At 70.6% G+C, this 23,646-nt stretch carries 23 protein-coding genes and 1 pseudogene; 5 read left to right on the top strand and 19 right to left on the bottom strand.

Annotation, left to right across the window (positions count from 1 at the left end; genetic code table 11):
• Positions 1 to 13: 13 nt before the first annotated feature.
• The 14 genes from ACIQAK_RS23530 to ACIQAK_RS23465 all read right to left on the bottom strand — a co-directional run bounded on the left by ACIQAK_RS23530 (position 14) and on the right by ACIQAK_RS23465 (position 14,546).
• Positions 14 to 613 carry a hypothetical protein gene (locus ACIQAK_RS23530; RefSeq protein WP_366391409.1) on the bottom strand — a complete coding sequence of 200 codons (600 nt, stop codon included), beginning with the start codon at positions 611 to 613 and terminating at the stop codon, positions 14 to 16.
• Positions 610 to 1,131: a hypothetical protein gene (locus ACIQAK_RS23525; protein ID WP_366391408.1), complete on the bottom strand. Its 522-nt coding sequence runs from the start codon at positions 1,129 to 1,131 to the stop codon at positions 610 to 612. The genes ACIQAK_RS23530 and ACIQAK_RS23525 overlap by 4 nt, the downstream gene beginning before the upstream one ends.
• Positions 1,128 to 2,429, bottom strand: a complete 1,302-nt coding sequence (locus ACIQAK_RS23520; protein WP_366391407.1) for an MlaD family protein — start codon at positions 2,427 to 2,429, stop codon at positions 1,128 to 1,130. Before ACIQAK_RS23520 ends, ACIQAK_RS23525 begins: the two co-directional genes overlap by 4 nt.
• On the bottom strand, positions 2,426 to 3,679 hold the full coding sequence (locus tag ACIQAK_RS23515; protein ID WP_366391406.1) for an MCE family protein: 1,254 nt from the start codon (positions 3,677 to 3,679) through the stop codon (positions 2,426 to 2,428). The genes ACIQAK_RS23520 and ACIQAK_RS23515 overlap by 4 nt, the downstream gene beginning before the upstream one ends.
• Complete coding sequence (locus tag ACIQAK_RS23510) at positions 3,676 to 4,815, bottom strand: MCE family protein (protein ID WP_366391405.1); 1,140 nt, start codon at positions 4,813 to 4,815, stop codon at positions 3,676 to 3,678. Before ACIQAK_RS23510 ends, ACIQAK_RS23515 begins: the two co-directional genes overlap by 4 nt.
• A 1-nt stretch (position 4,816) precedes the next feature.
• On the bottom strand, positions 4,817 to 5,833 hold the full coding sequence (locus ACIQAK_RS23505) for an MCE family protein (protein ID WP_366391404.1): 1,017 nt from the start codon (positions 5,831 to 5,833) through the stop codon (positions 4,817 to 4,819).
• Positions 5,830 to 6,861: an MCE family protein gene (locus tag ACIQAK_RS23500; protein WP_366391403.1), complete on the bottom strand. Its 1,032-nt coding sequence runs from the start codon at positions 6,859 to 6,861 to the stop codon at positions 5,830 to 5,832. The genes ACIQAK_RS23505 and ACIQAK_RS23500 overlap by 4 nt, the downstream gene beginning before the upstream one ends.
• The gene (locus tag ACIQAK_RS23495; protein ID WP_366391402.1) at positions 6,858 to 8,135 is read right to left on the bottom strand and encodes an MCE family protein; all 1,278 of its coding nucleotides are present in this window, start codon (positions 8,133 to 8,135) and stop codon (positions 6,858 to 6,860) included. Before ACIQAK_RS23495 ends, ACIQAK_RS23500 begins: the two co-directional genes overlap by 4 nt.
• Positions 8,135 to 8,938, bottom strand: coding sequence for an ABC transporter permease (locus tag ACIQAK_RS23490; RefSeq protein ID WP_366391401.1), 804 nt, complete (start codon positions 8,936 to 8,938; stop codon positions 8,135 to 8,137). Before ACIQAK_RS23490 ends, ACIQAK_RS23495 begins: the two co-directional genes overlap by 1 nt.
• A gap of 3 nt (positions 8,939 to 8,941) precedes the next feature.
• A complete protein-coding gene (locus ACIQAK_RS23485) occupies positions 8,942 to 9,796 on the bottom strand; it encodes an ABC transporter permease (protein WP_366391400.1) in 855 nt (284 codons plus the stop codon).
• Complete coding sequence (locus ACIQAK_RS23480) at positions 9,793 to 10,791, bottom strand: ATP-binding cassette domain-containing protein (RefSeq protein ID WP_366391399.1); 999 nt, start codon at positions 10,789 to 10,791, stop codon at positions 9,793 to 9,795. Before ACIQAK_RS23480 ends, ACIQAK_RS23485 begins: the two co-directional genes overlap by 4 nt.
• A gap of 114 nt (positions 10,792 to 10,905) precedes the next feature.
• Positions 10,906 to 12,447 (bottom strand): DUF6801 domain-containing protein, encoded by a 1,542-nt coding sequence (locus ACIQAK_RS23475; RefSeq protein WP_366391398.1) that lies wholly within the window; start codon positions 12,445 to 12,447, stop codon positions 10,906 to 10,908.
• Between the two features lie 310 nt (positions 12,448 to 12,757).
• Entirely contained in the window at positions 12,758 to 13,414 is a 657-nt protein-coding gene (locus ACIQAK_RS23470) for a hypothetical protein (RefSeq protein WP_366391397.1), read from the bottom strand.
• A 199-nt stretch (positions 13,415 to 13,613) separates the two neighbouring features.
• On the bottom strand, positions 13,614 to 14,546 hold the full coding sequence (locus ACIQAK_RS23465; RefSeq protein WP_366391396.1) for a hypothetical protein: 933 nt from the start codon (positions 14,544 to 14,546) through the stop codon (positions 13,614 to 13,616).
• 643 nt (positions 14,547 to 15,189) lie between these two features.
• On the opposite strand from ACIQAK_RS23465, the gene ACIQAK_RS23460 reads away from it, so the two are divergent.
• The 4 genes from ACIQAK_RS23460 to ACIQAK_RS23445 all read left to right on the top strand — a co-directional run bounded on the left by ACIQAK_RS23460 (position 15,190) and on the right by ACIQAK_RS23445 (position 20,004).
• Positions 15,190 to 16,404, top strand: coding sequence for a helix-turn-helix domain-containing protein (locus ACIQAK_RS23460; RefSeq protein ID WP_366391395.1), 1,215 nt, complete (start codon positions 15,190 to 15,192; stop codon positions 16,402 to 16,404).
• Between the two features lie 201 nt (positions 16,405 to 16,605).
• Entirely contained in the window at positions 16,606 to 16,869 is a 264-nt protein-coding gene (locus ACIQAK_RS23455; RefSeq protein ID WP_366391394.1) for a hypothetical protein, read from the top strand.
• Positions 16,870 to 17,004: 135 nt separating this feature from the next.
• Entirely contained in the window at positions 17,005 to 17,853 is an 849-nt protein-coding gene (locus ACIQAK_RS23450; RefSeq protein ID WP_366391393.1) for a hypothetical protein, read from the top strand.
• 57 nt (positions 17,854 to 17,910) lie between these two features.
• Positions 17,911 to 20,004, top strand: coding sequence for an MDR family MFS transporter (locus ACIQAK_RS23445; protein WP_366391392.1), 2,094 nt, complete (start codon positions 17,911 to 17,913; stop codon positions 20,002 to 20,004).
• Positions 20,005 to 20,210: 206 nt separating this feature from the next.
• Here the strand turns inward: ACIQAK_RS23445 and ACIQAK_RS23440 are convergent, their stop codons facing one another.
• Entirely contained in the window at positions 20,211 to 20,645 is a 435-nt protein-coding gene (locus ACIQAK_RS23440; protein ID WP_366391391.1) for a YchJ family metal-binding protein, read from the bottom strand.
• A gap of 101 nt (positions 20,646 to 20,746) precedes the next feature.
• Positions 20,747 to 21,712, bottom strand: coding sequence for a helix-turn-helix domain-containing protein (locus tag ACIQAK_RS23435; RefSeq protein WP_366391390.1), 966 nt, complete (start codon positions 21,710 to 21,712; stop codon positions 20,747 to 20,749).
• A gap of 52 nt (positions 21,713 to 21,764) precedes the next feature.
• Between ACIQAK_RS23435 and ACIQAK_RS23430 the strand changes: the two genes are divergently transcribed.
• Positions 21,765 to 22,190 (top strand): cupin domain-containing protein, encoded by a 426-nt coding sequence (locus ACIQAK_RS23430; RefSeq protein ID WP_366391389.1) that lies wholly within the window; start codon positions 21,765 to 21,767, stop codon positions 22,188 to 22,190.
• Between the two features lie 10 nt (positions 22,191 to 22,200).
• Here the strand turns inward: ACIQAK_RS23430 and ACIQAK_RS23425 are convergent.
• The 3 genes and pseudogenes from ACIQAK_RS23425 to ACIQAK_RS23415 all read right to left on the bottom strand — a co-directional run.
• Positions 22,201 to 22,461 (bottom strand): annotated as a pseudogene (locus tag ACIQAK_RS23425) (SAM-dependent methyltransferase); the annotation flags it as partial.
• Positions 22,462 to 22,535: 74 nt separating this feature from the next.
• Positions 22,536 to 22,772, bottom strand: a complete 237-nt coding sequence (locus ACIQAK_RS23420) for a DUF397 domain-containing protein (protein ID WP_366391388.1) — start codon at positions 22,770 to 22,772, stop codon at positions 22,536 to 22,538.
• Positions 22,772 to 23,632 (bottom strand): helix-turn-helix transcriptional regulator, encoded by an 861-nt coding sequence (locus ACIQAK_RS23415; RefSeq protein ID WP_366391387.1) that lies wholly within the window; start codon positions 23,630 to 23,632, stop codon positions 22,772 to 22,774. Before ACIQAK_RS23415 ends, ACIQAK_RS23420 begins: the two co-directional genes overlap by 1 nt.
• Between the last annotated feature and the right edge of the window lie 14 nt (positions 23,633 to 23,646).

Here is a 23,646-nt window from a genome sequence, read left to right as displayed (position 1 = left end):
CTCTCCCCTGCCCTCATGTGGAGCTGATCTCGACGATCCGCCAGCGTCCGTCCCGGAGCTCGGCGGTGACGGAAAGCTGTGCGGAGGCGGTGGTGGCCGGCCGGCCCCGGCGTTCGTAGACCTGGTCGAGGAAGACCAGGAGGTGGGCGCTGGTGCCGGTCAGCCGGGTCACCCCGGCCCGTACCACGTGGGTGGTGAGCGTCAGCTTCTGGTCGGCGGCCTGCTTCTCGACCTGGCCGAACAGCGCCGCGTACTGCCGGAGGGCCTTGCCCGCGAGGACCTGCTGGGCCGCGTCCTTGGCGAGGGCGGTGGCTTCGGGGCCGTACGAGAAGATCCTGCCGAGCGCGTTGCTGACGTCGCCGGTGACCCGGGTGGTCGCCTCGGTGTCCGTGAGGGCGAGGTTCGCCGTCGCGGGGATGTCGCGCAGTTGCTGTCCCTGTGCGAAGAGAACGCCCCCGGTCGCCACCAGGGCGACCGTCAGGAGGGCGCCGAGGACCCGGGGCCACCTGGGGCGGCGGCCGGGGTCGTCGGCTCGCTCCGGCTCCGGCTCGACGCCGCCGACGCGCTCCTCGGCCTCAACAGCATTGCCGTCCAGCACTGTTCGCTCGCTCATCCAGCCTCTCCCGCCGCCATCGCCGTGAGCGCCTTGACCTTCCAGCCGTCCCCGGTGCGGGCGAGCGTGGCGGTGAAGCGCTTGCGCTGGGTGCCGGGCGCGCCGGTACGCGGGGTGACCTGGACGTCCACGGTGGCGATCAGCTCCGCCGTGCCGGTGCGGTCGTCCAGGGCGGTGAGCGCCGCCGAGGTCACCTCGCCCTCGGCGGTGTCGCCCGCCGTGGTGAGCGTCTTCGCGTCGGCCGCCGAGGTCCGCTTCAGCTGGTCGTGGAGCGGCCCGGTGGAGGAGTCGCGCCACGCCCGCAGGCCGGTGGAGACGCTGGTGGCGTCCTTGCCGTCCAGGCTGTTCAGCGTGGCGAGGTGCCGCTTGCCCTGCGCCAGGGCCGCGTCGCGGGCCTGGGCGTAGGAGAGGGTGCGGTCGCCGCGCGCCTGGGCGTACGACCAGGCGCCGAGGGAGCAGACCAGGGCAGCGGCCAGCAGGAGGGCCCAGCCGCCGAGGTGCCGGGTACGGAGCGTCATGAGCCGCCTCCCAGGCCGAGCAACCCGGCCATGCCGGCGGCGGGCGGCGCGGTGCGGGGCGCGGTGCCCAGCGCCCCGGGCAGCCGGTCCTTCGCGGCCGTGCCACCACTGCCGTTGCCACCGCCGTCGCCGACGCCCACGCCGTCGCCCAGCAGCATCGAGCCGGGCTTGGCGGGTGCGGGCACCGGGCCGCCCCTCGGGGCGTTGGCGCTGCCCCGGACGTTGATGCCCGTGCCGGGTGAAGAGGCGCACCGCGCACCGGTGTTGAGGGCGGGCGCGGGCGAGGTGTCCAGACCGTTGCGGTACGTCGTGGCGCCGTACCCGGCCGTGCAGGGCAGCGGCTCGAAGAAGGTGACGGACATCCCGAACCGGGCGCCGTCCTCGTCGACCGCGCTCGATCCGGCCGCCACCACCGCCGGCAGCTTCACCAGCAGTTCCTCCAGGCCTCGTTGGCGGGTGACGGCCACCTCCGATGTGGTGAGCAGGTTGGCGACGACGACGCCGAAGCCGGGGTCGAGGTCGCGCAGCAGTCCGCTGATCTGAACGGCGGCGTCCGGCGTGGTGGCGATCAGCCGCCGCAGGTCGCCGTCGGAGCCCTTGAGTTCGGCGGCGAGCTCCTTCGCCCCCGAGGCGAAGCCCTTGAGTGCCGCGCCCTGTTCGGCCTGGGTGCGCAGCACGGTCTCGCCGTCGGCCATCAGCCGGGTGGTCGTCGGCAGGGCCCGGTCGGCCGCGTCGATGAACGAAGCCCCGTTGTCCAGCAGCACCTGGAGGTCGTCGCCGCGCCCTTCGAAGGCGGTGCCGAACTCCTCGACCACCGTACGCAGATGCTCCAGGTCGACCGAGCTCGCGAAGTCGTCGACGCTGGTGAGGACCTCGGTGGGCGGAGCCGGGAGGGTGGTATCGGCCTCGTCGATCACCGAACCGTTGCCCAGGTAGGGGCCGTCGGAACGGGTCGGGCGCAGGTCGACGTACTGCTCGCCGACCGCCGAGAGGTTGGCGACGACGGCCTGGAGGCTGTCCGGGATGGGCGGGGTGTCCTTCTCGATCCGCAGCTCGGCCTCGACCCCGTCGTCGGTCAGCTCGATGGGGCCGACCCGGCCCACCGAGACGCCCCGGTAGGTGACGTTGGAGTGGGTGTAGAGGCCGCCCGTCTGCGGGAGTTGCACCGTGACGCTGTAGTAGCTGCGCAGTCCGACGTAGTGGCCGAGACCGGCGTACCGCACGCCCAGGTAGCCCAGGACGAGCACGGCGATGACGAGGAAGGCGATGTTCTTGAGCCGGATGGCTGGAGTGATCACGGGGTGCTCCCCTTCTCGGGTCCCGGCGTGCCGGAACCCTCGGCCCCCGGCGTACCGGACGGCTCGGACACCGGTGTACGGGACGGCTCGGGCCCCGAGGTGCCGGAAACGGCGGGCAGCGGGAGCGGCAGCGCGTCGCGGGCCGCCGCCGCCCCCTTGGCGCCGGGCTCGTGCGGCGGCGGGGGCAGGGTCGGGTCGTCCGGGGTCAGCGCCGGGATGATCCGGGTGCCGGGTGCGGCCGTGACGTCCAGATAGACGTTCAGGTAGTCGCCCTTCACTCCGCGCAGCACCTCGTCCGTGAAGGGGTAGGTGAGCGAGGCCTGCAGCGCGTCGGGGAGGTCCTTGCCGGAGTCGGCGAGCGCCTTGAGGGTCGGGGCGAGCGCCTTGAGGTCGGCGATCATGTCGGCTTTGCTCCGGTTGATGGTGTCGACGGCCACGGTGGAGAGGGTGTCGAGGGAACGCAGCATGGTGAGCAGCGAGCCGCGCTGTTTCTCCAGGACCTTCAGTCCGGGGCTGAGCCCGGTGAGGACCGTGCCGACGTCCTGCTCGCGGGTGGCGAGGGTGGCGGCGAGCCGGTTGACGCCGTCCAGGGCCCGGGTGATGTCACCCTTGTTGGCGTCCAGGTCGGTGACGAGGGTGTCGACCCGGTTCAGCATCGAGCGGATCTGCGGTTCCTGGCCGGTGAGCGCCTTGTTCAGCTCGGTGGTGATCGTCTTGAGCTGGTTGACCCCGCCCCCGTTGAGGAGCAGGGACAGTGCGCCGAAGACCTCCTCGACCTCGGGGTTGCGGTTGGTGCGGATGAGCGGGATGCGGCCGGCCTGCGCCAGGGAGCCGCGGGCGGCGCCCTCGGCGGGCGGGGAGAGCTGGATGAACTTCTCGCCGAGGAGGCTGGACTGCTCCAGGCGGGCGTAGGCGTTGGCGGGGAGGTCGATGCCCCCGTTGACCTGCATGGTGACCTTGGCTCGCCAGCCGTCCGGGGAGAGGGCGATGTGGGTGACGCGTCCGACGGACACGTCGTTGACCTTGACCGAGGACTGCGGTGCCAGGCTGAGGACGTCGCCGAACTCGGCGGTGATCTCGTACGGGTCCTCGCCGAGGTCGGCCCCGCCGGGCAGCGGGATCTGTTCGATGCCGGTGAAGACCGGGCCGTCGGTACGGACCACGACCAGGGCGATGAGGGCGCCGGTGGCCAGCAGGGCGACGGCTCCGGTGGCCGCCCGGGCGCCGGTGGTGCGCAGGGATGCGCTCATCGTCCCGCCCCCTTCTTGTCGTCCGGTTTCCGCTTCGCCGGCTGTTTCTCCGGGGTCCCGAAGACCGTCCCGACCTCCGGCAGCGGCAGGACGGGCAGAGCCTTGCGGCGGTCGGCGTCGACGGGTGCGAGGCCGGCCGGAGGACCGGCGGCCGCGTCCGGGTCGACGAGGGGGCCGCCCATGGAGAGTTCGTTCAGGTTGGCCCGGCCGTTGAGGGTCCGGTTGGCGGGGTCGTAGGCGTTCAGGGCGTTGCCCGCGGCCAGCGGCAGGGTGTCCATGGCCTCGGCCAGCGAGGCGCGCTGGTCGGCCAGGGCCTGGGTGATGGGGACCAGAGCGTCGACGTTCTTCTTCAGCGCGCCGCGGTTCTTGGCGATGAACGTCTTGACCTGGCCGAGCGCGGCGCCGAGTTCCTTGAGTGCCGCGCTGAGGTTCTTCTTGTCGTCCGCGAGGAACGAGGTGACCGAGTTGAGCTGCTGCTCGGCGGTGCGCACCTGGCTGTCGTTCTCCTTGAGCATGGTGGTGAAGGATTGGAGGTGGGCGAGGGTGTCGAAGAGGTCGCCGCTGCTCCTGTCGAGCGTCTTGGCGGCCTTGCCGAACTGTTCGACGGAGTCCCCGATGGCCTTGCCGTTGCCGTCCATGTTCTTCGCGCCGGTCTCCAGGAGCCGGGCCAGCGCCCCGTCGGCGTTGGCCCCGTTCGGGCCGAGTGCCGTGGTGATCTCGGTGATCGAGGCGTACAGCTGGTCGACCTCCACGGGGGTGGCGTTGCGGGCGGCGGGCAGTACGGCGTCGTCCGCGAGGAGCGGTCCGCCGTCGTAGGCCGGGGCGAGCTGGACGTACCGGTCGGCGACGAGGCTGGGGGCGACGACGACCGCGTGGGCGTCCTTCGGCACCTTGATCCCCTCGTCCAGGCGCAGGACGACCTCGACCTCCTCGCCCTTGGGGGTGACGGAGGCGATCGTGCCGACCCGGACGCCCAGGACCCGTAGGTCGGAACCGGCGTAGACGCCCGTCGCCTGCTTGAAGTAGGCGGTGACGGTGGTCCGGGAGTCCTCCTCCAGGGCCGACACCCCGGTGGTGGCGGCGACGGCGACGACCGCGAGCCCGGCGCCGATGCCGATGATGCGTGTGCGTCTCATGTCAGCGGCCGCCTTGCTTCGGTGGCATGCAACCGGTCGCCGGGGGCGTACCGGCGGGGAGGTAGTTCCTGGGCACGACTCCGCAGGCGTACGTGTCGAACCAACGGCCGTTGCCCAGGGTGTTGCCGACGAGCCGGCTGTAGGAGCCGGTCATGGCGAGCACCTTGTCCAGGCTCTTGCGGTTCTTCACGAGGACGGCGGTGACCCGTCCGAGGGAGGCCAGGGTCGGCCCCAGCTGCCGTTCGTTGTCCTGGACGAGTCCGGTGAGCTGGACGCCGAGGCTGCGGGTGCCGGTGAGCAGCAGGTGGATGGCGTCGCGGCGGGCCTGGATCTCGCCGAGCAGCAGGTTCCCGTCCTCCAGGAGGATCTCGAAGCTGCTCTTCTTCCCCGCGAGGGTCTTGGTGAGGCGTTTGCTGCCCTGGAGCAGGGTGGCGAGCTGGGCGTCGCGCTGGGAGACCGTACGGGAAAGGGCGGAGAGCCCCTCGGCGGCGCTGCGGACGTGGGGCGGGGAGTCCTTGAAGGTGGCGGAGATCGTCTCGAAGCTCCGGGCGAGCTGCTCGGTGTCGATCTCCCCGATGGTCTCCCCCAGCCCGTTGAACGCCTGGGTGACGTCGTACGGGGAGGTCGTGCGGCTCGCGGCGATGCGGGAGCCGGGGTCCTGGGGTGCGTTGCCGAGCGGGTCGACGGCGAGGTACTTCTCGCCCAGGAGGGTCTTGACGGCGATGCCCACGGTGGAGGCGTTGCCGATCCAGGCGTCCTCGACCGTGAAGTCGACCTTCACCCGGGGTCCGTCGAGCGAGACCCCGGTTACCTCGCCGACCTTCACTCCGGCGATGCGCACCTCGTCGCCGTCGGAGAGTCCGGCGGACTCGGTGAAGTCGGCGCTGTAGGTCGTGCCGCCGTCGATGAAGGGGAGGGAGTCGGCGCGCCAGGCGGCGAGGGCCAGCAGGGTCAGGACGAGGAGTCCGACGATGGAGACGGCGACCGGGTCGCGTTCCCGGATGGGGGTGAGGGTCATGCCAGGCACCTCGGCTGGGTGATGGCGATGCCGGTGGGGGGCGTGGAGCCGTCGTCGGTGGCCACCCCGCCGACCTTGGCCTCGCAGAGGTAGAGGTTGAGCCAGGAGCCGTAGGAGGTGAGGCGGCCGATGGCCTCCATCTTGGCCGGGGTCTTGTCGAGGAAGTTCTCGATCTGCGGTGTCCCCTTGTCCAACTGTTCGCTGAGGCGCCCCAGTTGGTGGATGTCGTCCTTGAGGGGCTTCCGGCCGTCCTGGAAGAGGTCGGCGGTGACCGTGGTCAGGGCGCCCATCGCCGTGACCGCCTCACCGAGCGGGTGACGGTCGCCGGAGAAGCCGGAGACGAGCTTCTCCAGGGTCACGACGAGGTCGTCGAACCCGGCCTCCCGGTCGTTGACCGTCTTGAGGACCGTGTTGAGGTTCCTGATCACCTCGCCGATCACCTTGTCCTTGGCGGCGACGGTGGTGGTGAGCGAGCCGACGTGGCGCAGGATGCTGTCGACGGTGCCGCCCTCGCCCTGGAGGACCTGGACGATGGAGCCGGCGAGCTGGTTGACGTCCGGTGGGGACAACCCCTCGAAGAGGGGCTGGAAGCCGTTGAAGAGCTGGGTGAGGTCGAGCGCCGGGGTGGTGCGCGAGAGCGGGATGGTGGACCCGGCGGCGAAGGTCCGGCCGACCGGCCCGGCGCCCCGGTCCAGGTCGACATAGCGCTGGCCGACCATGTTGAGGTACTTGATGGACGCCGTCACCGAGGCGGGGAGCGTACGCCCCTTGCGGACGCCGAAGGTGACCTCCGCGACCCTGCGGTCCGCGACCCGCACGGACTCGACCTGGCCGACCTTCACCCCCGCGATGCGGACGCTGTCGCCGGGGATGAGCCCGGTGGCGTCGGTGAACCGCGCCTTGTACGTCGCGGTGTCCCCCACGCTCGTGTTGGCGATGGAGAGCCCGAGGACGGTGGTGGCGAGGACGGTCACCAGGACGAAGACGAGGGACTTGGTGAGCGGTCCCGCGAGCGAGCGGCGTTTCATCCGAGCTTCACCTCCGCACCGCGGAAGGCCGGTCCGATGAGCACGCTGCTCCAGTCGGGCAGGGTCTGCGGCTGCACTTTCAGTGAGGGGGCGACCAGTTCGTTGACGAGCTGGGACTCCTGGGGCGAGTTGGGCAGGCCGAGCGCGGTGTCCTTGCCCGGGGGCGGTGCGGTGAGGTCGGCCGCCCGGCGGGTGTCGGCGGTCGGGGCGCCCTTGCCGACGTAGGGCACCGAGTAGCAGCGGGGGCCGCCGGTGGCGCCGTAGACGGGGGTGTCCTTGCCCGGGACGTACTTCCCCCGGGAGGGAACGGACTTGACCGTCACGTGCAGTCCGGGCTCGTCGGTCCCCTTGCCGAGCGCCTTGTCCATGGCGGGTACGAATCCGGCGACCGTGCGCAGGGTGCAGGGGAAGGAGTCGGCGTATCTCGCCAGGAGTTCGAGGGTGGGACGGCCCGAGGAGGAGAGCTGGATGAGGTTGTCCTTGTTCTCCCGCAGGAAGTTGGTGACGTCGCGCGCGGAGGCGCTGGTGGTGCCGTACAGCTCGGCGAGCCGGCCTTCCTGTTCGGCGATGGTGCCGCTGGTGGTGGTGGCGTCGGTGAGGGCGTCGAGCACGTCGGGGGCGGCGTCCGCGTAGAGCGTGCTCACCTTGACCAGTTGCTTGATGTCCTCGTTGAGTGTGGGGAGTTGGGGGTTGAACTTCTCCAGGTGCCCGTCCAGCGTGACCAGCGTCTCGCCGAGCTTCTCGCCGCGCCCTTCGAGCGCCTGGGAGACCGCGCTCAGGGTGGCGGAGAGCTTCTCCGGCTTGACGGCGGTCAGCAGCGGCAGGACGTTGTCCAGGACCTGTTCCAGCTCGATGGCGTTGCTGGAGCGGTCCTGCGGGATCACCGCTCCCGCGCTCAGGGACCGCCCGGAGGGGATGCGGGGCGGGACGAGGGCGACGAACCGCTGGCCGAAGAGGGTGGTGGGCAGCATCTGCGCGGTGACGTCGGCGGGGACGTGGGGCAGCTTCTCCGGGTCGATGGCCAGGGTGAGGCGGGCCCCTTCACCGTCGGTGGCGATGGAGCGGACCTGCCCGATGACGACGCCGCGCAGCTTCACATCGGCGTTGTCGTGCATCTCGTTGCCCACCGGGCCGGTGCGGACCGTGACGGTGGCGTCGTCGGCGAAGTCCTTGTCGTACACCGAGACCGAGACCCACACGAGGACGGCGGGGACCAGGAGGAAAGTGACACCGGCGAGTCTGCGGCGGACGGTTCGGGTGGCACGTGGACTCATCAGCCGGCCACCTTCACCGTCGTCGTGGCGCCCCAGATGGCGAGCGAGAGGAAGAAGTCGGTGACGCTGATGATCACGATCGCGTTGCGCACCGACCGGCCGACCGCCACGCCCACCCCGGCGGGGCCGCCGGTGGCGTGGAAGCCGTAGTAGCAGTGGGCGAGGATCACCAGCACGCTGAAGATCAGCACCTTGAGCACCGACAGCAGCACGTCGGCCGGGGAGAGGAAGAGATTGAAGTAGTGGTCGTAGGTGCCGGCCGACTGCCCGTTGAAGAAGATGGTGATGTAGCGGGAGGCGAGGTACGAGGAGAGCAGCCCGATCGCGTACAGCGGGATGATCGCGACGACCCCGGCGATGATCCGGGTGGTGACGAGATAGGGCATGGACCGCACGCCCATCGCTTCGAGGGCGTCGACCTCCTCGTTGATCCGCATCGCGCCGAGCTGGGCGGTGAAGCCCGCGCCGACGGTGGCGGAGAGGGCGAGCCCGGCGACCAGGGGGGCGATCTCCCGGGTGTTGAAGTAGGCGGAGATGAACCCGGTGAACGCCGAGGTGCCGATCTGGTCGAGGGCCGCGTACCCCTGGAGGCCGACGACCGTGCCGGTGAACAGGGTCATGGCGACCATCACGCCGATGGTGCCGCCGATGACACCGAGTCCGCCGCTGCCGAAGGCGACCTCGGCGAGCAGCCGCTGCACCTCCCGGAGATAGCGGCGCAGGGTGCGTGGAATCCAGACCAGGGCCCTGACGTAGAAGGTGAGTTGGTCGCCGGACCGGTCGAGCCAGCTGAGCATCGCCATCTCTCAGCCCCCCTTCGCGGGGACGATCTGGAGGTAGATCGCCGTGAGGACCATGTTCACGAAGAACAGCAGCATGAAGGTGATGACGACGGACTGGTTGACCGCGTCACCGACGCCCTTAGGGCCGCCGCGCGGGTTGAGGCCGCGGTGGGCGGCGACGATGCCCGCGATGAAGCCGAAGATCAGGGCCTTCAACTCGCTGACGTACAGGTCGGGCAGCTGGGCGAGGGCGGAGAAGCTCGCCAGGTACGCGCCCGGGGTGCCGTCCTGCATGATCACGTTGAAGAAGTAGCCGCCGAGCGTGCCGACCACGGAGATCAGGCCGTTGAGGAGGACGGCGACGAGCATGGTGGCGAGGACCCGGGGGACGACGAGACGCTGGATGGGCGAGACGCCCATGACCTCCATCGCGTCGAGCTCCTCGCGGATCTTGCGGGAGCCCAGGTCGGCGCAGATCGCGGAGCCCGCGGCGCCCGAGATGAGCAGGGCCACGATGATCGGGCTGGCCTGCTGGATCACCGCGAGGACGCTGGCGCCGCCGGTGAAGGACTGGGCGCCGAGCTGTTGGGTGAGCGAGCCGACCTGGAGGGCGATGACCGCGCCGAACGGGATGGAGACGAGGGCGGCGGGCAGGATCGTGACGCTTGCGACGAACCAGAACTGCTCGACGAACTCCCGTAACTGGAAGGGCCGGCGGAAGATGGCGCGGCCAACGGCGAGGCCGAGCGCGAAGAGTTTTCCGGTCTCCCTGAGCGGGGCGAGCAGCCGGCTGGGGCGCCGCTGCACGGGAGCCTCGGCGGGGGCGGGTACGGGTCCCTCGGGCGGCCCGGGCGGCCGCACCGGCGTCGGGGCGGTCACGCTCTCGCACCCCCCGCGGCCGGGGCGTAGCTGTCCAGGATGGCCGTACGGGCGGCCTCCGGCAGCTGGCCCATCATCGCCATGACCCGCTCCCGGCGGCGCAGCGCCCCTTGGCGTACGGGCATTCCGGGCGAGGGTTCCAGCTGCGGGACGACGGTCCTCGGTGCGGCGATCGTGCGGGTGGAGCCGAGGGAGTCGCTGAGCTGCCGCTCGGCGGCGAGGGTCGCGGCGTCCTTCTCCTCGGACATCCCGATCGGGCCCTCGCGGCGTCCGGCGAGGAACTGGGAGACGACCGGGGTGTCGCTGGTGAGCAGCACCTCGCGCGGCCCGAAGGTGACGAGGTCGCGGCAGAACAGCATCCCCATGTTGTCCGGGACGGTCGCCGCGATGTCGAGGTTGTGGGTGACGATCAGCATCGTCGCGTCGATCTGCGCGTTGAGGTCGATGAGGAGCTGCGACAGGTACGCGGTGCGCACGGGGTCGAGTCCGGAGTCCGGTTCGTCGCAGAGGATGATCTGCGGGTCCAGGACGAGGGCGCGGGCGAGGCCGGCGCGTTTGCGCATGCCGCCGGATATCTCGCCCGGGAGCTTCCCCTCGGCGCCGAGCAGTCCGACGATGTCGATCCGCTCCATGACGATGCGGCGGATCTCGGACTCCTTCTTGCGGGTGTGTTCGCGTAAGGGGAAGGCGATGTTGTCGAAGAGGGACATCGAGCCGAAGAGGGCCCCGTCCTGGAACATGAGGCCGAAGAGCTTGCGCGTCTCCATGATGTCGCGCTCAGGGCTGTTCACCATGTCGACGCCGTTGATGAGAACGCGTCCCTGTTCAGGTTTCAGCAGTCCGATGATGGATTTCAGGAACACGGTCTTTCCGGTGCCGGAAGGACCGAGCATGACACTCACTTCACCGGCGGGCAGCGTGAGGCTGACGTCCTGCCAGATGTTCTGCTTGCCGAAGGACTTCGTCAGGCCCTCGACGACTACTTCGATTCCCATCGGCCCTCCTTCGAAGTGGTGGTGGCCATCGTCATCTGTCGGTGCTCCGGCTGTCGGAAGTCAGTGAGGCGTGGTGCTGGGGTGGAGTCACTTGTCGCTCGGTGGGACAAGCGGTCAGCGTTCGGGCTCGGGCACCTTCGGGGGGCAGTCGGGGCCGTCCGGGTTGGTCGCCACGCAGAGCGGAGCCTGCGTCATCTTGGTGTAGTTGTCGGCCTTCTTGCCGACGCTGGAGATGGCCGACGTGAAGAGCGGGTCGAGGTCTTCGCCGACCCCGCACCCCTTGAACGGCGGGATGTGCGCGTATCCGGTGAGGTTTCCGCCGTACGCCACGAGATAGCCGGCCGGCGGATAGCTCTGGCCGTATCCCTTCAGGACCTGCTCGAAGGGGCGCTCCGTGCGGCAGTTCGGGCCCACGTCCAGTGGCACGCCGTTCACTTTCACGTCGTACAGGCGCATGGAGAGCTGGGCGGTGACCGTCGATTCTTCGGGGTAGGTCGGGGTGTTGGTGACGGTGTGCGTCTGGACGACGGCCGGCGGGCCCACCTGCTCCAGCACCATCGTGGCGGTCGTCGGCATGAACCCGTAGCTGAGGAACGTCGCCTTGGTCGGGGGCAGCTGCCGTTTGCCCTCGTACTCGAACTGCACCTCGGAGGTGACGTCGACGGTCGAGGCACAGGAGTCGTTGATGTACCGCTTGTTCAGGACCACCTTCATGAACGCGGGTCCCAGCGCCGCGGCCCCGTCCAACTTCACGGCGTTGGCGTACCCGGCGGCGTACGTCTCGGCGGTGGTCATCACCCACTCGGGAGGGATCTCGATCGGGCAGCTTCCGGGGTCCTCGTCGTCGAGGGCGTCGAGCCGCGCCTCGGTGAGGTCGTCGATCTTCCGGTGGGCGTCCGGGTCGAGTCCGGGAGCGGGCCGGGTCGGCTTCGCGGGAGGTCCGGAGGTTCCCTCCCCGGGTGCGGGGTCGCTCGGCCCGGGCGCGGGGGCCGTCGGGCCGGCGCCGTCGCGGACGGTGATGCCGGCGAGCGGGCGCTCCTCGTCGTCGGCGGGCTCGCAGGCGACGGTGAACTTCGGGGGCGAGGTCGGGGTGCCGTCCTGGGTGAAGGAGGCGAGGGTGAGGTTGAGTGCGGCGGGTGTGACGGTCGCGCGGCCGGGGCTGCCGAACGCGACAGTGGGTACGTCACCGGTGGCGGCGAGCACCACGCCGCCCTCGCCTCCGGCTTCCTCTCCGCCTTCTCCTTCTCCTGTCGTGGGCAGGGCGACCGCGGGAGCCCGCAGCTCCTGCCACGAGGCGTCGGCGGTGTGCTCGCCGATGGTGTTGCGTACGGTCAGCTCGGCGACGGCCGAGAGGGTGGACGCCTCCAGCGCGGTGAACCGGGCGAGCGCCGACTGCTCCAGACCCGCCTCGACGGAGACGTCACCGGGGCGGATCTCCTGCCCCGTCCGGGCGGAGACGGGCAGCACCGCCTTGATCACGACGTCCACCTTTTCCGGGCCCGAGGGAAAGAGGCACGTATAGGGGATGGTGACCTCGGAGGTCTGATCGGCCGCCACCGATTCGGCGCTCGGAATGAGCGCGGTGGCGACGACGAGGGCCCCGCCCACGGCCAGGTGGAGCGGTCGCCGCGCCGCGGCGCGTGCATCGACGGTCATACGGATGGTGTCCTTCCGGCGCGCGCGGGCCCATCGCTTCGATGGCTGCGAAATGGGGTCCACTTCTCGGCAACGGCCTTTCGGGCGGACTCGGAATGATCCTCCTACCGACCGGTACGCTACGCACACCATCGGGCACCTGGGAAGAGTCGGGAATTCCGCCGTTTCACGGGAGCGAGGTTTTTGGCAAGCGGTGATAATTCCGTCCCGCGAAGTTGTCGGCGAGTGAGTGGAAAAGAGCGTGGCCACCCGGCCGCCGGGGACGCACGGCCGGGCACCACGCTCACGTGCTGGACGTCAGGGGCGTGGATCAGCCGCTGATGACCGGGGACTTGCCGGTGGCCGTGTTCTTGATGGTGTACAGGCCCTGGAAGCTGGCCGTGGTGCCGACGATGCCGCAGCCGCCGCCGACCTTGTTGGCGATGGTCAGCGTGAGACCGCCGCCCGCCGTGTTCAGCGTCCCGTTCGCCCCGCCGGTGCTCGGGTTGTTGTACTTGGCCGCCACCTTGCCGGTGACGTCGAAGGTGCAGGGGCCCAGCAGGCTGCTGCCGGACACCTTCGCCTTGATCGCCCTGATCTCACCGGACACCTGGCCGGTGGAGTTGGTGCCGGCGCCCGCCGTGTAGTCGAGACCCCAGATCTGCCACGGAGGCGTGGTGGTCACGGTCCACGTCGAGCTGAACGGCCCGGTGCAGGGCGAGTTGAACGAGATCGCCGAGATGGAGGCGAGCTGTGCCGGGGACCCGGCCACCGGGGACGTGGGGGCCGAGCCCGACGCCGCGGAGGTCGCACACTGGATCTTGTTGCCGTTGTTGTCGGTCAGGACGGTCACGCCGGCGCTGCCGGTGAAGGCGCCGGTCGGCGTGATGGTCCAGCTGGTCGGCGCGGCGACGGCCGACGGCACGGCCAGGGCGACGGATGCCACGGCGGCACCGATCGCGGTCAGTACACCGGATCGCTTGATCATGGAATGACTCCCTTTTCATGTCCCGTTGGGGATACGAGTGGACGTGCGCCCGGGAAATCGGGGTGACACGCTTCGAACTGGACTGGCGAAGGCGCGGCTCGCTGCGGGGCGCCTTCTGTCAGGAGTGCTCAGGTGGCTGTGGCACCACCCCCTTCTTCCGGTTCCGCAATGCCCTCGGGGTATTCGAGGGCATCGGCCGCTACCGCACCGCGGAGTGCCAGAATTCCGACAGCTTCCTGCCCTCGTTCGGCGCCAGGCCGGCCGGGTCGTAGGGGCTGCCGAAGTAGGTCGAGGTGTCGTTGAGCTTCACGCTGTTCTTCCCGGCGGCGGACGGGAGACCGGTCTTGAGGTTCACCGCCCAGTCCAGGAGACCGGCGCCGCAGCCGCTCGCCCCCGGAACCGCGAACGTGGAATCACCCTGGTCGGCGCCCGCGAAGGTGTACCGGCCCATCTCCCCTTCGTCATCGCGTGTTCCGTCGGCCGCGAACCGCTGGAGCGAGAGGCTCGGCGCGTTCAGATTCTGCGGCTTCAGGAGCACGGGATTGGCGGTGGTGCCGATGTAGCACTTGTCACCGAGGAACGGGTTCTTGAGGCGAATGCGGACCGGAATGGTGAGAATGGGCTCACCGGTGGAGAAGGCCGCCACCATATTGAAGTCCCTGGGCGCACCGGCGGGTTCGATGGTGGCCGTGATCCGGTTGAGGTTGTTGTCCGTCAGCTGGCGGCAGATCGCGGAGACGAAGGGAATCGCGCTGGGGCACATCAGCCCGAGCAGCCCGCCGGGAACCTCGGCCGGGTCGGCGGTGAGCGCTCCCTCGGGGGGCGCCACCAGCGCGTTGGTGCCGTCGCCGCGCTGGATGACGCCGAGCTGCAGATCGCTGTTGCCGGTGGGCACCTTGCTCTTGCCGAGCGTGATGGAGCCGGTGACCGAACTCGACGAGATGCAGGTGGCGATGGTGTTGATGCCGTCCGCCGCGAGCATGGCGGGCGCGTCCACCGGGCAGCGGTCGAACGGCGCCCAGTCGCCGTTGAGCTGGGGTGTCGCGGCTGCCGAGCCGGTGGACAGTACGGCGCTGAACGCCGTCAGGGCCGCGAGCATCCCTATGCGGGTGCGGTTGGAAACGGATCTCATGTCGTCCCCTCTTGTGGCCGCCGGGTTGCGGCCTCGTGCGCGAAGTTGACCGGTTCTCCGACGCATGCCCGCACCGTGGCGTTGATCGTCGACGGTGGTGGAGCCGCGGGGTGGACCCGGGGGAGGAAGATCTGAGCGTCAAATTTCGGGCAGATTTCTCGGCCGAATTGAACGAGGCAGGATGTTACTCGCGGGAAACACAGCGGCACAATCCGTCCGCCCAAGAATTTTTGGCACGCGCTGTTTTTGATCCGTAGATGAGTAACCGGGGGTCACCCTTTATCAAGGAATGCGCATCCGGACCCACCGGAATAGGGGCCACCGGTCGGCACCTCGTCGCCGAGCGCCCGCCCGGAACGGCTCCGCCGGAGGAAGGTGCGGGTCTCGCCGTCTTGCCATCGCTGGAGCAGGCGGCCGAAATTCATTGTCCGAAAGCGTGTAGTACCGCCCGACCTGCACGAAAGGCGCAGCGCGCGGACGCGATGCGTGCCCCCTGCACTCCGATCTTGTCCAAGTGGTGTGCAGTGCCTGTCGCTTGGTCTATCTTTCGTCGCGGACTCGGTACGCACCTGTCGGTTCGTGGGAGCGCTTTCCCCCACCGTCTCACCCCACCACCGGGCGCCGAGAGCAGAGGGGACATGGCATGGCACACCTCGTACAGCCGTTGGACACCGAAGACCCCCTGGGGCCGCTCCCCCAGGAATTCGCCGCGATCATGCGGCCCGAACTCCCCAGCCTCATCAAGGAAATCGGTGTGGAGGTCACCCGCGCCTACCCGGAATACGCGCGGCTGCTGGACGGCCCGAACGGCCAGGCGATCCGGGTGGGCGTGGAGCAGAGCCTTTCCTCGTTCGTCGATCTGGTGGCCGAGCCCAACGCGCCCACGACGCTGCGGGACGACATGTGCCGGCGCTTCGGGCGGTTCGAGGCGTACGAGGGCCGGACCATGGACACGCTCCAGGGGGCCTACCGGCTCGGCGCCCGGGTGGCGCTGCGGCGGGCCAAGAAGGTCGGCCAGAGCTACCACCTCTCCCCCACCCTGATGCTCAGCTTCGCCGACGCGCTCTTCACCTACGTCGACGAGCTGGAAGCGCTCTCCCGCGAAGGCTTCCTGGAGGTCCAGTCGCAGTCCGGGGAGCAGAGCGAGGCACTGCGCCGGCGCCTGCTCCACCTCATCCTCGCCGGGCGCCCCGCCCCCCGCAGCGCCATCGCCGACCTGTGCGAACAGACCGGCTGGACGCTGCCCGACGAGGTCACCCTGGTCGCCGTCCGCGCCCCGGCCGCACTGGACCGGCTCAGCGCGGACCGGGACATCCTCCTCGATCTCAGCGACCCGCAGCCGCACCTGCTCGTCCCCGGCCCGGTGGACGCCGCACGACGATCCATGCTGGAAGCGGCCCTGCCGGCCGGCCGCACGGCGATCGGACTCACCGTCCCGACCGCCCTGGCCTGCGACTCGATCCGCTGGGGCCGCCGGGTGCTGGAGCTCGTCGACTCCGGCGTGATCGACGACGCCCCGCTGATCCGCTGCGAGGACCACCTCATCACCCTGTGGCTGCTGTCCGACCCCGCCCTGCTGGACCAGCTCGCCCAGCGGGAACTGGCCGCGGTGGCGGGGATCAGCGCCACCCGCCGTGAGCGGCTGATCGAGACGCTGCGGATCTGGCTCGACACCCGGGGCACGGCGGCCCAGATGGGCGAACTGCTCGATGTGCACCCGCAGACCGTGCGCTACCGCATGCGCAGCCTGGAGACTATTTTCGGTGATCAACTCGTCGACCCGGAAAGCCGTTTCGCCACCGAGGCCGTGCTGCGCGCACTGCGGCTGCGCGCCCGCTCGGCCGGCACCTCCCCCTGATCCGGATCACGTTCGGCGCGGCGGGTCAACTTACCCGCGCGTAAGGCGAAATAGGCGGTCAGTCCCAAACGGTTGCGACACGGAGACGTACCCGGCGAGAAACCCGGAACCGCGTCCCGTACACAGGGAGGAGTCCGCCGCTCATCCGGCGGCAGCACTCACGTACCGCCTCCTGGCCGACCATCCGAGAGGGAACACCCCATGACCGCCTCGCACCTCCTCGTCCCCGTGCCGATCCCGGACCGGGTCGCCGCGCTGATCGGCTCGTGCATCCCGCCGCACATCCTTGAGGCGGAGTTCGAGGCCGACTGCGCGGCCCGTGAGGTCCGCAGGTTCCGGGGGCCCCGGCTGGGCGTCGAGGACCAGGCCGACCGCGAGCAGGCCCTGTCCGAACTGGCCCGGGCCAACAAGATCCTGGCCGCCCACCACCCCCGGCTGGCGGTGGGGCCGGGCTCGTTCTCCTGACATCCCGCATCGCCGAGCCGGCTCCCGCACCGCGGGCAGGCCGGTGCGGGCGGCCGCACCGGCACCCCGGCGGCCGGCCTGGACCGGGCGGTCGGGGATAGTGATCCTCCAGCCGCTCGCTCACCCGGAGAATCCATGACCGCCCCTGCCGGTGCCCGCCGTCCGTCCCTCCTGCTCGTCACCGATCTCGGCTACGAGGCGCGCGGGCGGCGCTACTGCGACGAGGACATCTTCCTCGGCTCCCGGCTGCGCGAGGATTTCGACGTGGCGCTCTGCCACCCCCGGGAGGCGGCCGCGCTGCTGGACCGGTTCGACCTCGTCCTCGTACGCAACAGCGGGCCCGTCCTGCATTACCAGGAGGCGTACGACGCGTTCCGGGCCCGTGCCCTGGAACGGGGCGTGCCGGTCTACAACCCGCTGGGCGGGCGCGGGGACATGGCGGGCAAGGAGTATCTGGTGGAGCTGAGCCGGGACGGGTTCCCGGTGATCCCCACGGTGGACCGGGCCGCGGACCTGGGGCTGCTGCCGCAGGCCCGGGAGTACGCGGTCAAGCCGAAGCTGGGGGCGGACTCGGTCGGGCTGCGGTTCGTCCCGGGGGCCGGGGTCGGGGCCGAGCTGGAGAAGGAGGACGAAGGGGTGCTGCTCGTGCAGCCGCGGATCGGCTTCCGCTACGAGGTGTCCTTCTACTTCGTCGACCACGACTTCCAGTACGCGCTGCACGCGCCGGATCCGGAGCGGCGGTGGGTGCTGGAGCCGTACGCGGCGAGCGCGCAGGACCTGGCGTTCGCTCGCCGCTTCATCGCGTGGAACGCCCTGGCGCACGGCATCCAGCGGGTCGACGCCTGCCGTACGGCGGAGGGCGAGCTGCTGCTGGTGGAGCTGGAGGACCTCAATCCGTATCTCTCGCTCGACCGGGTGGGCGCGGAGGCCCGGGAGGCGTTCGTGGCGCGGCTGAAGAGGTCCCTGGCCTCGCTGGCAGGCTGACCCCCGTCCGGCCTGTCCCCGCATGCGGGCGGCGGGGGCCGGTGTGAGGGTGCAGACGTGACCACTGCCAGCGAGCAAGCCCCCGCCGCGCAGAGTGCCGCCGCGCCGCCGCCCGTCCTCGACCGGCGGCGGCGGAACATCGTCTTCGCCACCATCGTGCTGGGCATGCTGCTGGCCGCGCTGGACCAGACGATCGTGGGCACGGCCCTGCCGACGATCGTCGCGGACCTGGGCGGCGCGGCGCACATGTCGTGGGTGGTCACCGCCTATCTGCTCGCCGAGACCGTCGCCACCGTCCTGGTCGGCAAGTTCGGTGACCTGTTCGGGCGGAAGCTGGTCTTCCAGGTGTCGGCGATCGTCTTCATCACCGGATCGTTCCTCTGCGGTCTCGCCTCGGACATGCTGCTGCTGATCATCTGGCGCGGTATGCAGGGCATCGGCGCGGGCGGCCTGATGGTCACGTCGATGGCGCTCATCGCGGATGTGATCCCGCTGCGCGAGCGGGGCAAGTACCAGGGCGCGATCGGGGCGGTCTTCGGTATCTCGACGGTGATCGGTCCGCTGCTCGGCGGCCTGTTCACCGACCACCTGACCTGGCGCTGGGCGTTCTACGTCAACGTACCGATCGCCATCGTCGTGGTGGTCGCCGCCGCCCGGAACATCCCGTCCGTCAGGGCCGCGGGCCGGCCGGTCATCGACTACACCGGCATCGCGCTGGTCGCCATCGGCGCGAGCGCGCTGATCCTCGCTACGAGCTGGGGCGGGAACGAGTACGCCTGGGGCTCGCCCATGGTCATCGGGCTGTTCGTCGCCGGGATCATCGCCCTGGCGGTGTTCTGCCGGGTGGAGACGCGGGTGAAGGAACCGATGCTGCCGATGCGGCTGTTCCGGAACCCGGTGTTCACCGTCTGCTCGATCCTCAGCTTCATCGTGGGCTTCGCGATGCTCGGCTCGATGATCTTCCTGCCGACCTACCTCCAGTACGTGGACGGGGACTCGGCGACCCTCTCCGGCGTACGGACCCTGCCCCTGGTCGCGGGCCTGCTGGTCGCCTCGATCTTCAGCGGCAACGTGGTCAGCAAGACCGGCCGCTACCGCCTCTTCCCCATCGTCGGGACGCTGGTCATGGCGGCCGGGCTGTTCCTCCTCTCCCGGATGGGCCCGGAGAGCGGGGTGTGGCTGGAATCGCTCTACATGGTGGTGCTGGGCCTCGGGATCGGGCTGGCCATGCAGGTGCTCACGATCGCCGTGCAGAACACCGTCGACTACGCGGACCTGGGTACGGCGACCTCGGGCGTGACGTTCTTCCGTACGCTCGGCAGCGCCTTCGGCACGGCCGTGTTCGGGACCATCTACGCCAACGCGCTGACGCCCAATCTGGCCGACGGGGTCGCCGGGGCCGTGGCGGCCGGCGGCGACCCGGCGGTCCTGGCGCGTGCGTCGCAGAGCCCGCAGGCCCTGCACGCGCTGCCCGCGGCCCAGGCGGAGCCGCTGGCGCAGGCGTACGCGCAGACCCTGCACACCGTCTTCCTCTGGACGGTTCCGGTGGCGCTGATCGGCTTCGTCGTCGCCCTGTTCCTCAAGGAGGTGCAGCTGCGGGACTCGGCCCGGCTCGCGTCGACGGACATGGGCGACGGCTTCGCCCAGCCCGGCAGCGGCGACTCCGAGAAGCTCCTCGAGATCGCGGTGGCCACGATCCTGCACGGCGCGGGGCCCGACACGGCCCGGCGGATCACCGCCGAGTCCGACACCCGGCTGGACGTGGCGGGGGCCTGGGCGGTGATGCAGGTGGACCTGTTCACCCGGATGGTCGGCCACGCGGGCCTGCGACTGATCGCGGCCCGGCACCGGATCCCGCCGGAGGTGCTGGTCCCCGTCTTCGACCGGATGATCGAGGAGGGCTATCTCACCGGGGACGGCCGGATCTTCTCCCATACGGCGGCCGGCCGGCGCGAGGCGGCGGTGATCTCCGACGCCTGGGGCCGCTGGCTCAACGAACGGCTCGCCGAGGACGGGGCCCGGCCCGACGACGGGCAGCTCCGCATCGCCGTGGACATGATCGCAAAGCGGCTGCTGGCGGAGGACCTGGCCCAGGAGCTGTCCCCCGCGCCCCACCCGGGCGGTTCGACGCGGGTGGGCGCACCGGCCTGAACCGGGTCGGACGTGAACCGGGTCGGACGGGTTTCAGGACCGGGGGCGGGTCGGTGCCTCCCCCGCCTGAGAGAGGTCTTCGGGGCCGCCCTGCCCGGTCGGGTCAGCTCGGTCGGGTTGTGCTGAGTCAGGTCCGCTCAGTCGGGTTGTGCCAGTCCGGTCGTGCTCAGTCGGGTCGTGCTCAGTCCGGTCGTGCTCAGTCCGGTTCAGTCGACGAAGACCGCCGTCGCGTAGACCCAGGCCCCCTCGTGGCGGGCGAAGCGGCTCTGCTCGTGGAGGGAGTCGGGGCGCCCGTCGTCGGTGTAGTGGGCCCGGAAGGTGACGGTCCCGGTGGTGTGGAAGGCACTGCCCTCGGTGGTGTCCAGGATGTCCAGTCCCGTCCAGCGCATCGCGGGGTCGAAGTCGACGCCCGGCGGCCGGGTCTCCGGGTGCCAGGTGCGCAGCAGGTACGCCGCGTCCTGGACGACGAAGGCCGTGTACCGGGAGCGCATCAGGGCCTCGCAGGTCGCGGCGGCGGCGCTGCCGGAGTGGAAGCGGCCGCAGCACTCCCCGTAGGCCGCGCCGAGGCCGCAGGGGCAGGGCGAGGCGTCGGTGATGCGCGGGGCGGCGGGCTGCCGGGGCCGGGAGGTGCGTCGTGACATGGGTCCATTGTGACCCGGGGGCGCGGGCGGCGGGCCGGGGGTGACCCGGACTCCGGTGCGGCGAGCCGAGCGCCGGCGCCCCGGTGCTCCCGGCCCCCGCCTCAGCCGCCCGCCGCGAAGCGGCGCCGGTACTCCGTGGGCGTCAGCCCCGTACGGCGCCGGAGCTGGGTGCGCAGACTGGTCGCCGTACCGAGGCCGCTGAGGCGGGCGATCACGTCGAGGCGTTCCTCGCCGCGCTCCATGAGGCGGCACGCCAGAGTCGTCCGCTGCTCGGTCAGCCAGGCCAGCGGGGTCGTGCCGAGCTGGGCCCGGAAGCGGCGGTGGAGCGTGGCGGGGCTGACGGCCGCGCGGGCCGCGAGCGCGGACACGTCCAGGCCTTCGGCCAGGTGTTCGGCGGCCCAGGCCAGGAGCGGGGCGAGCGAGGCGTCGGCCACCTCGGGGAGCGGGTGCTCGATGAACTGGCGCTGGCCGCCGTCCCGGTGCGCCGGGTGGACCAGTCTCCTGCTGACGGCCGCCGCGATCTCGGACCCGTGGTCGGCGCGGATGAGGTGCAGGCCGGTGTCCAGGGCGGCGGCGCTGCCCGCCGCGGTGATCACCTGCCCGTCGTCGACGAAGAGGACGTCGGGCTGGAGGTCCACCTGCGGGAAGCGGGCCGTGAACGCCGACGCCCAACGCCAGTGTGTGGTGGCGCGCCTGCCGTCCAGGACGCCGGCGGCGGCGAGCGTGAACGTCCCCGTGCAGAAGCTGACCAGCCGGGCGCCCCGCTCGGAGGCCCGTCGGACCGCCGCCAGGACCTCCGGGGCGGGGTCCTCCAGCGGGTCGGGACGGTTGGGGACGATGACGGTGTCGGCGCGGTCCACGGCGTCGAGCCCCGATACGTCGGAGAGCTGGAAGAAGCCCGCGTGCATCGTGACCGTGGGCGTGGCCGAGCAGAGCGCGAAGTCGTACCAGTCGACGGGCAGCTCGGGGCGGCGCAGGCCGAAGAGTTCGGTCGCCACCCCCATTTCGAAGGGGTTCGAACCGGCCGAGACGATCATGACGACCCGGTGCGAGGATTCTTTCGTCATTTGCGATTCGTAGCACTCACGGGCGCGGCGGCCCAGCGCCGAACATGGGTCCATGACCACGGACACGGCACGACCCGCCACGGAACCGATCCTGATCGACGACGCGCTGAGCTCCTTCGACGCGCTGTGGAGCCCGCGCATCATGACCCGCGTCAACGACTACGACGTACGCGTCGCCAAGGTGCGCGGTGATCACATCTGGCATGTGCACGAGGACACGGACGAGTTCTTCCTGGTGGTGGAGGGGACCCTGGACATCGCGCTGCGCGACGGGGTGGCTCAGGAGGACGAGCGGACGGTGACGCTCCACCGCGGCGCGGTCTTCGTCGTACCGCGCGGCACCTGGCACCGCCCGCGCTCGACGGACGGAGCCTGCCTGATGCTCTTCGAACCCTCCGGTACGTCGACGGTGGGCGACGCCCACGACCCCGTACCGGACCATGTGGACGCGACCACGGGCCACCCGCTCACCCGGTGAGGCAGGCCGCTCAGGGCTTGCGGGCGACTCCCGCGTGACCGGGGATCGGCTCGTCACCCGGTACGTCGATGACCTCACCGAGCTCCGGATGCCAGTCCGCGGAGAGCGAGACGCCGGGCTCGACGAGTTCCAGGCCGTCGAAGAAGGCCGCGAGCTCGGCGCGCGAACGGGGGCGCAGGGTCATCCCGCGCTCCTCGTACATGGCGCGGGCCTGCGCCGCGCCCTCCGGGTTGAAGTCACCGGTGGTGTGCGAGAGGACCAGATGAACGCCCGGTTGACCCGGGCCATGTCCCGGCCCCGGGCGTCCAGCTCGAGCAGCTGCCGGACAGAACAAGTGGTGGTGCGTCAGGTGAGAAGGAAATCCGCCTGGCCCGCCTTCGCACCCTGGATGAACGCGGCGATCTCGCCGTTGGAGTAGATGAGCGCGGGACCGTCCGGATCGGCGGACTGGCGCACGGCGACCCGGCCGTCCGCGAGCTTCATCGCCTCGACGCAGTTGCCCCCGTTCCCACCGCTCCAGGGCTTGTACCAGCCCTCGGGGCCGAGGTCGGCGGCCGGCATGCCGTTGTATATGTGGTTCATCACAGCTCCTTGCGGAAGTCCCGGAGGATTTCCTTCGTGCGTAGTGCAGTCGCGGCCTGGGCCGCCATGCGGTCCATGACTTCGAGGTACGAGGCCACCTCGGGGCGGGCGTCGAAGTAGACCGCTCCGGTGAGGTACTCGCTGAAGACCATGTCCGGGAGTTCGGGAACGGCGAACCTGAAGAGGACGAACGGCCCGTAGGTGCCGGGGTGGTGGCCGCTCGCGAACTCCGCGATCTGCAGGGTGACATGGGGCAGTTCGGTGGCTTCGAGCAGCTTGTCGGTCTGGGCGCGCATCGCCTGGACGCTGCCCACCGGCCGCCGCAGGACGGTCTCGTCCATGATCACCCACAGCCGGGGCGCGTCCTCCTTGGCGAGCAGGGACTGCCGCTCCATGCGCAGGGCGACATGGCGCTCGATGTCCTCGGGCCGGGTCTGGCCGACCGCTCCGGTGCGCATCACGGAGCGCGCGTAGTCCTCGGTCTGGAGGAGCCCGGGGACGAAGTGCGGCTCGTACATGCGCAGCAGGCTCGCGGCGCCCTCCAGGCTGACGTACATGCTGAACCAGTCGGGCAGGACGTCATGGAACCGCTGCCACCAGCCGGGCTTGTTCGCCTCCTCGGCCAGTTCGACGAAGGCCTCGGCCTCGTCGTCGGCGACGCCGTAGGCCTTCAGCAGCAGTTGGACGTAGGGGATCTTGAGGCCGACCTCGGCCGTCTCCATCCGGCGTATCGTCGCGGGAGCGACCCTGAGCACCTTCGCCGCCTGGTCGCGGGTCAGGCCGACGCGCTCCCGCAGATCCTGCAGGCGCTTGCCGAGCACGACCTGGCCCACGGTCGGGGCGGACCGCGGTTCGCTCACTTCAGACCTCCCCA

The organism is Streptomyces sp. NPDC088706, from assembly GCF_044752765.1.
Classification (GTDB): Bacteria; Actinomycetota; Actinomycetes; order Streptomycetales; family Streptomycetaceae; genus Streptomyces.
This window is presented reverse-complemented; position numbering and strand designations above follow the sequence as displayed.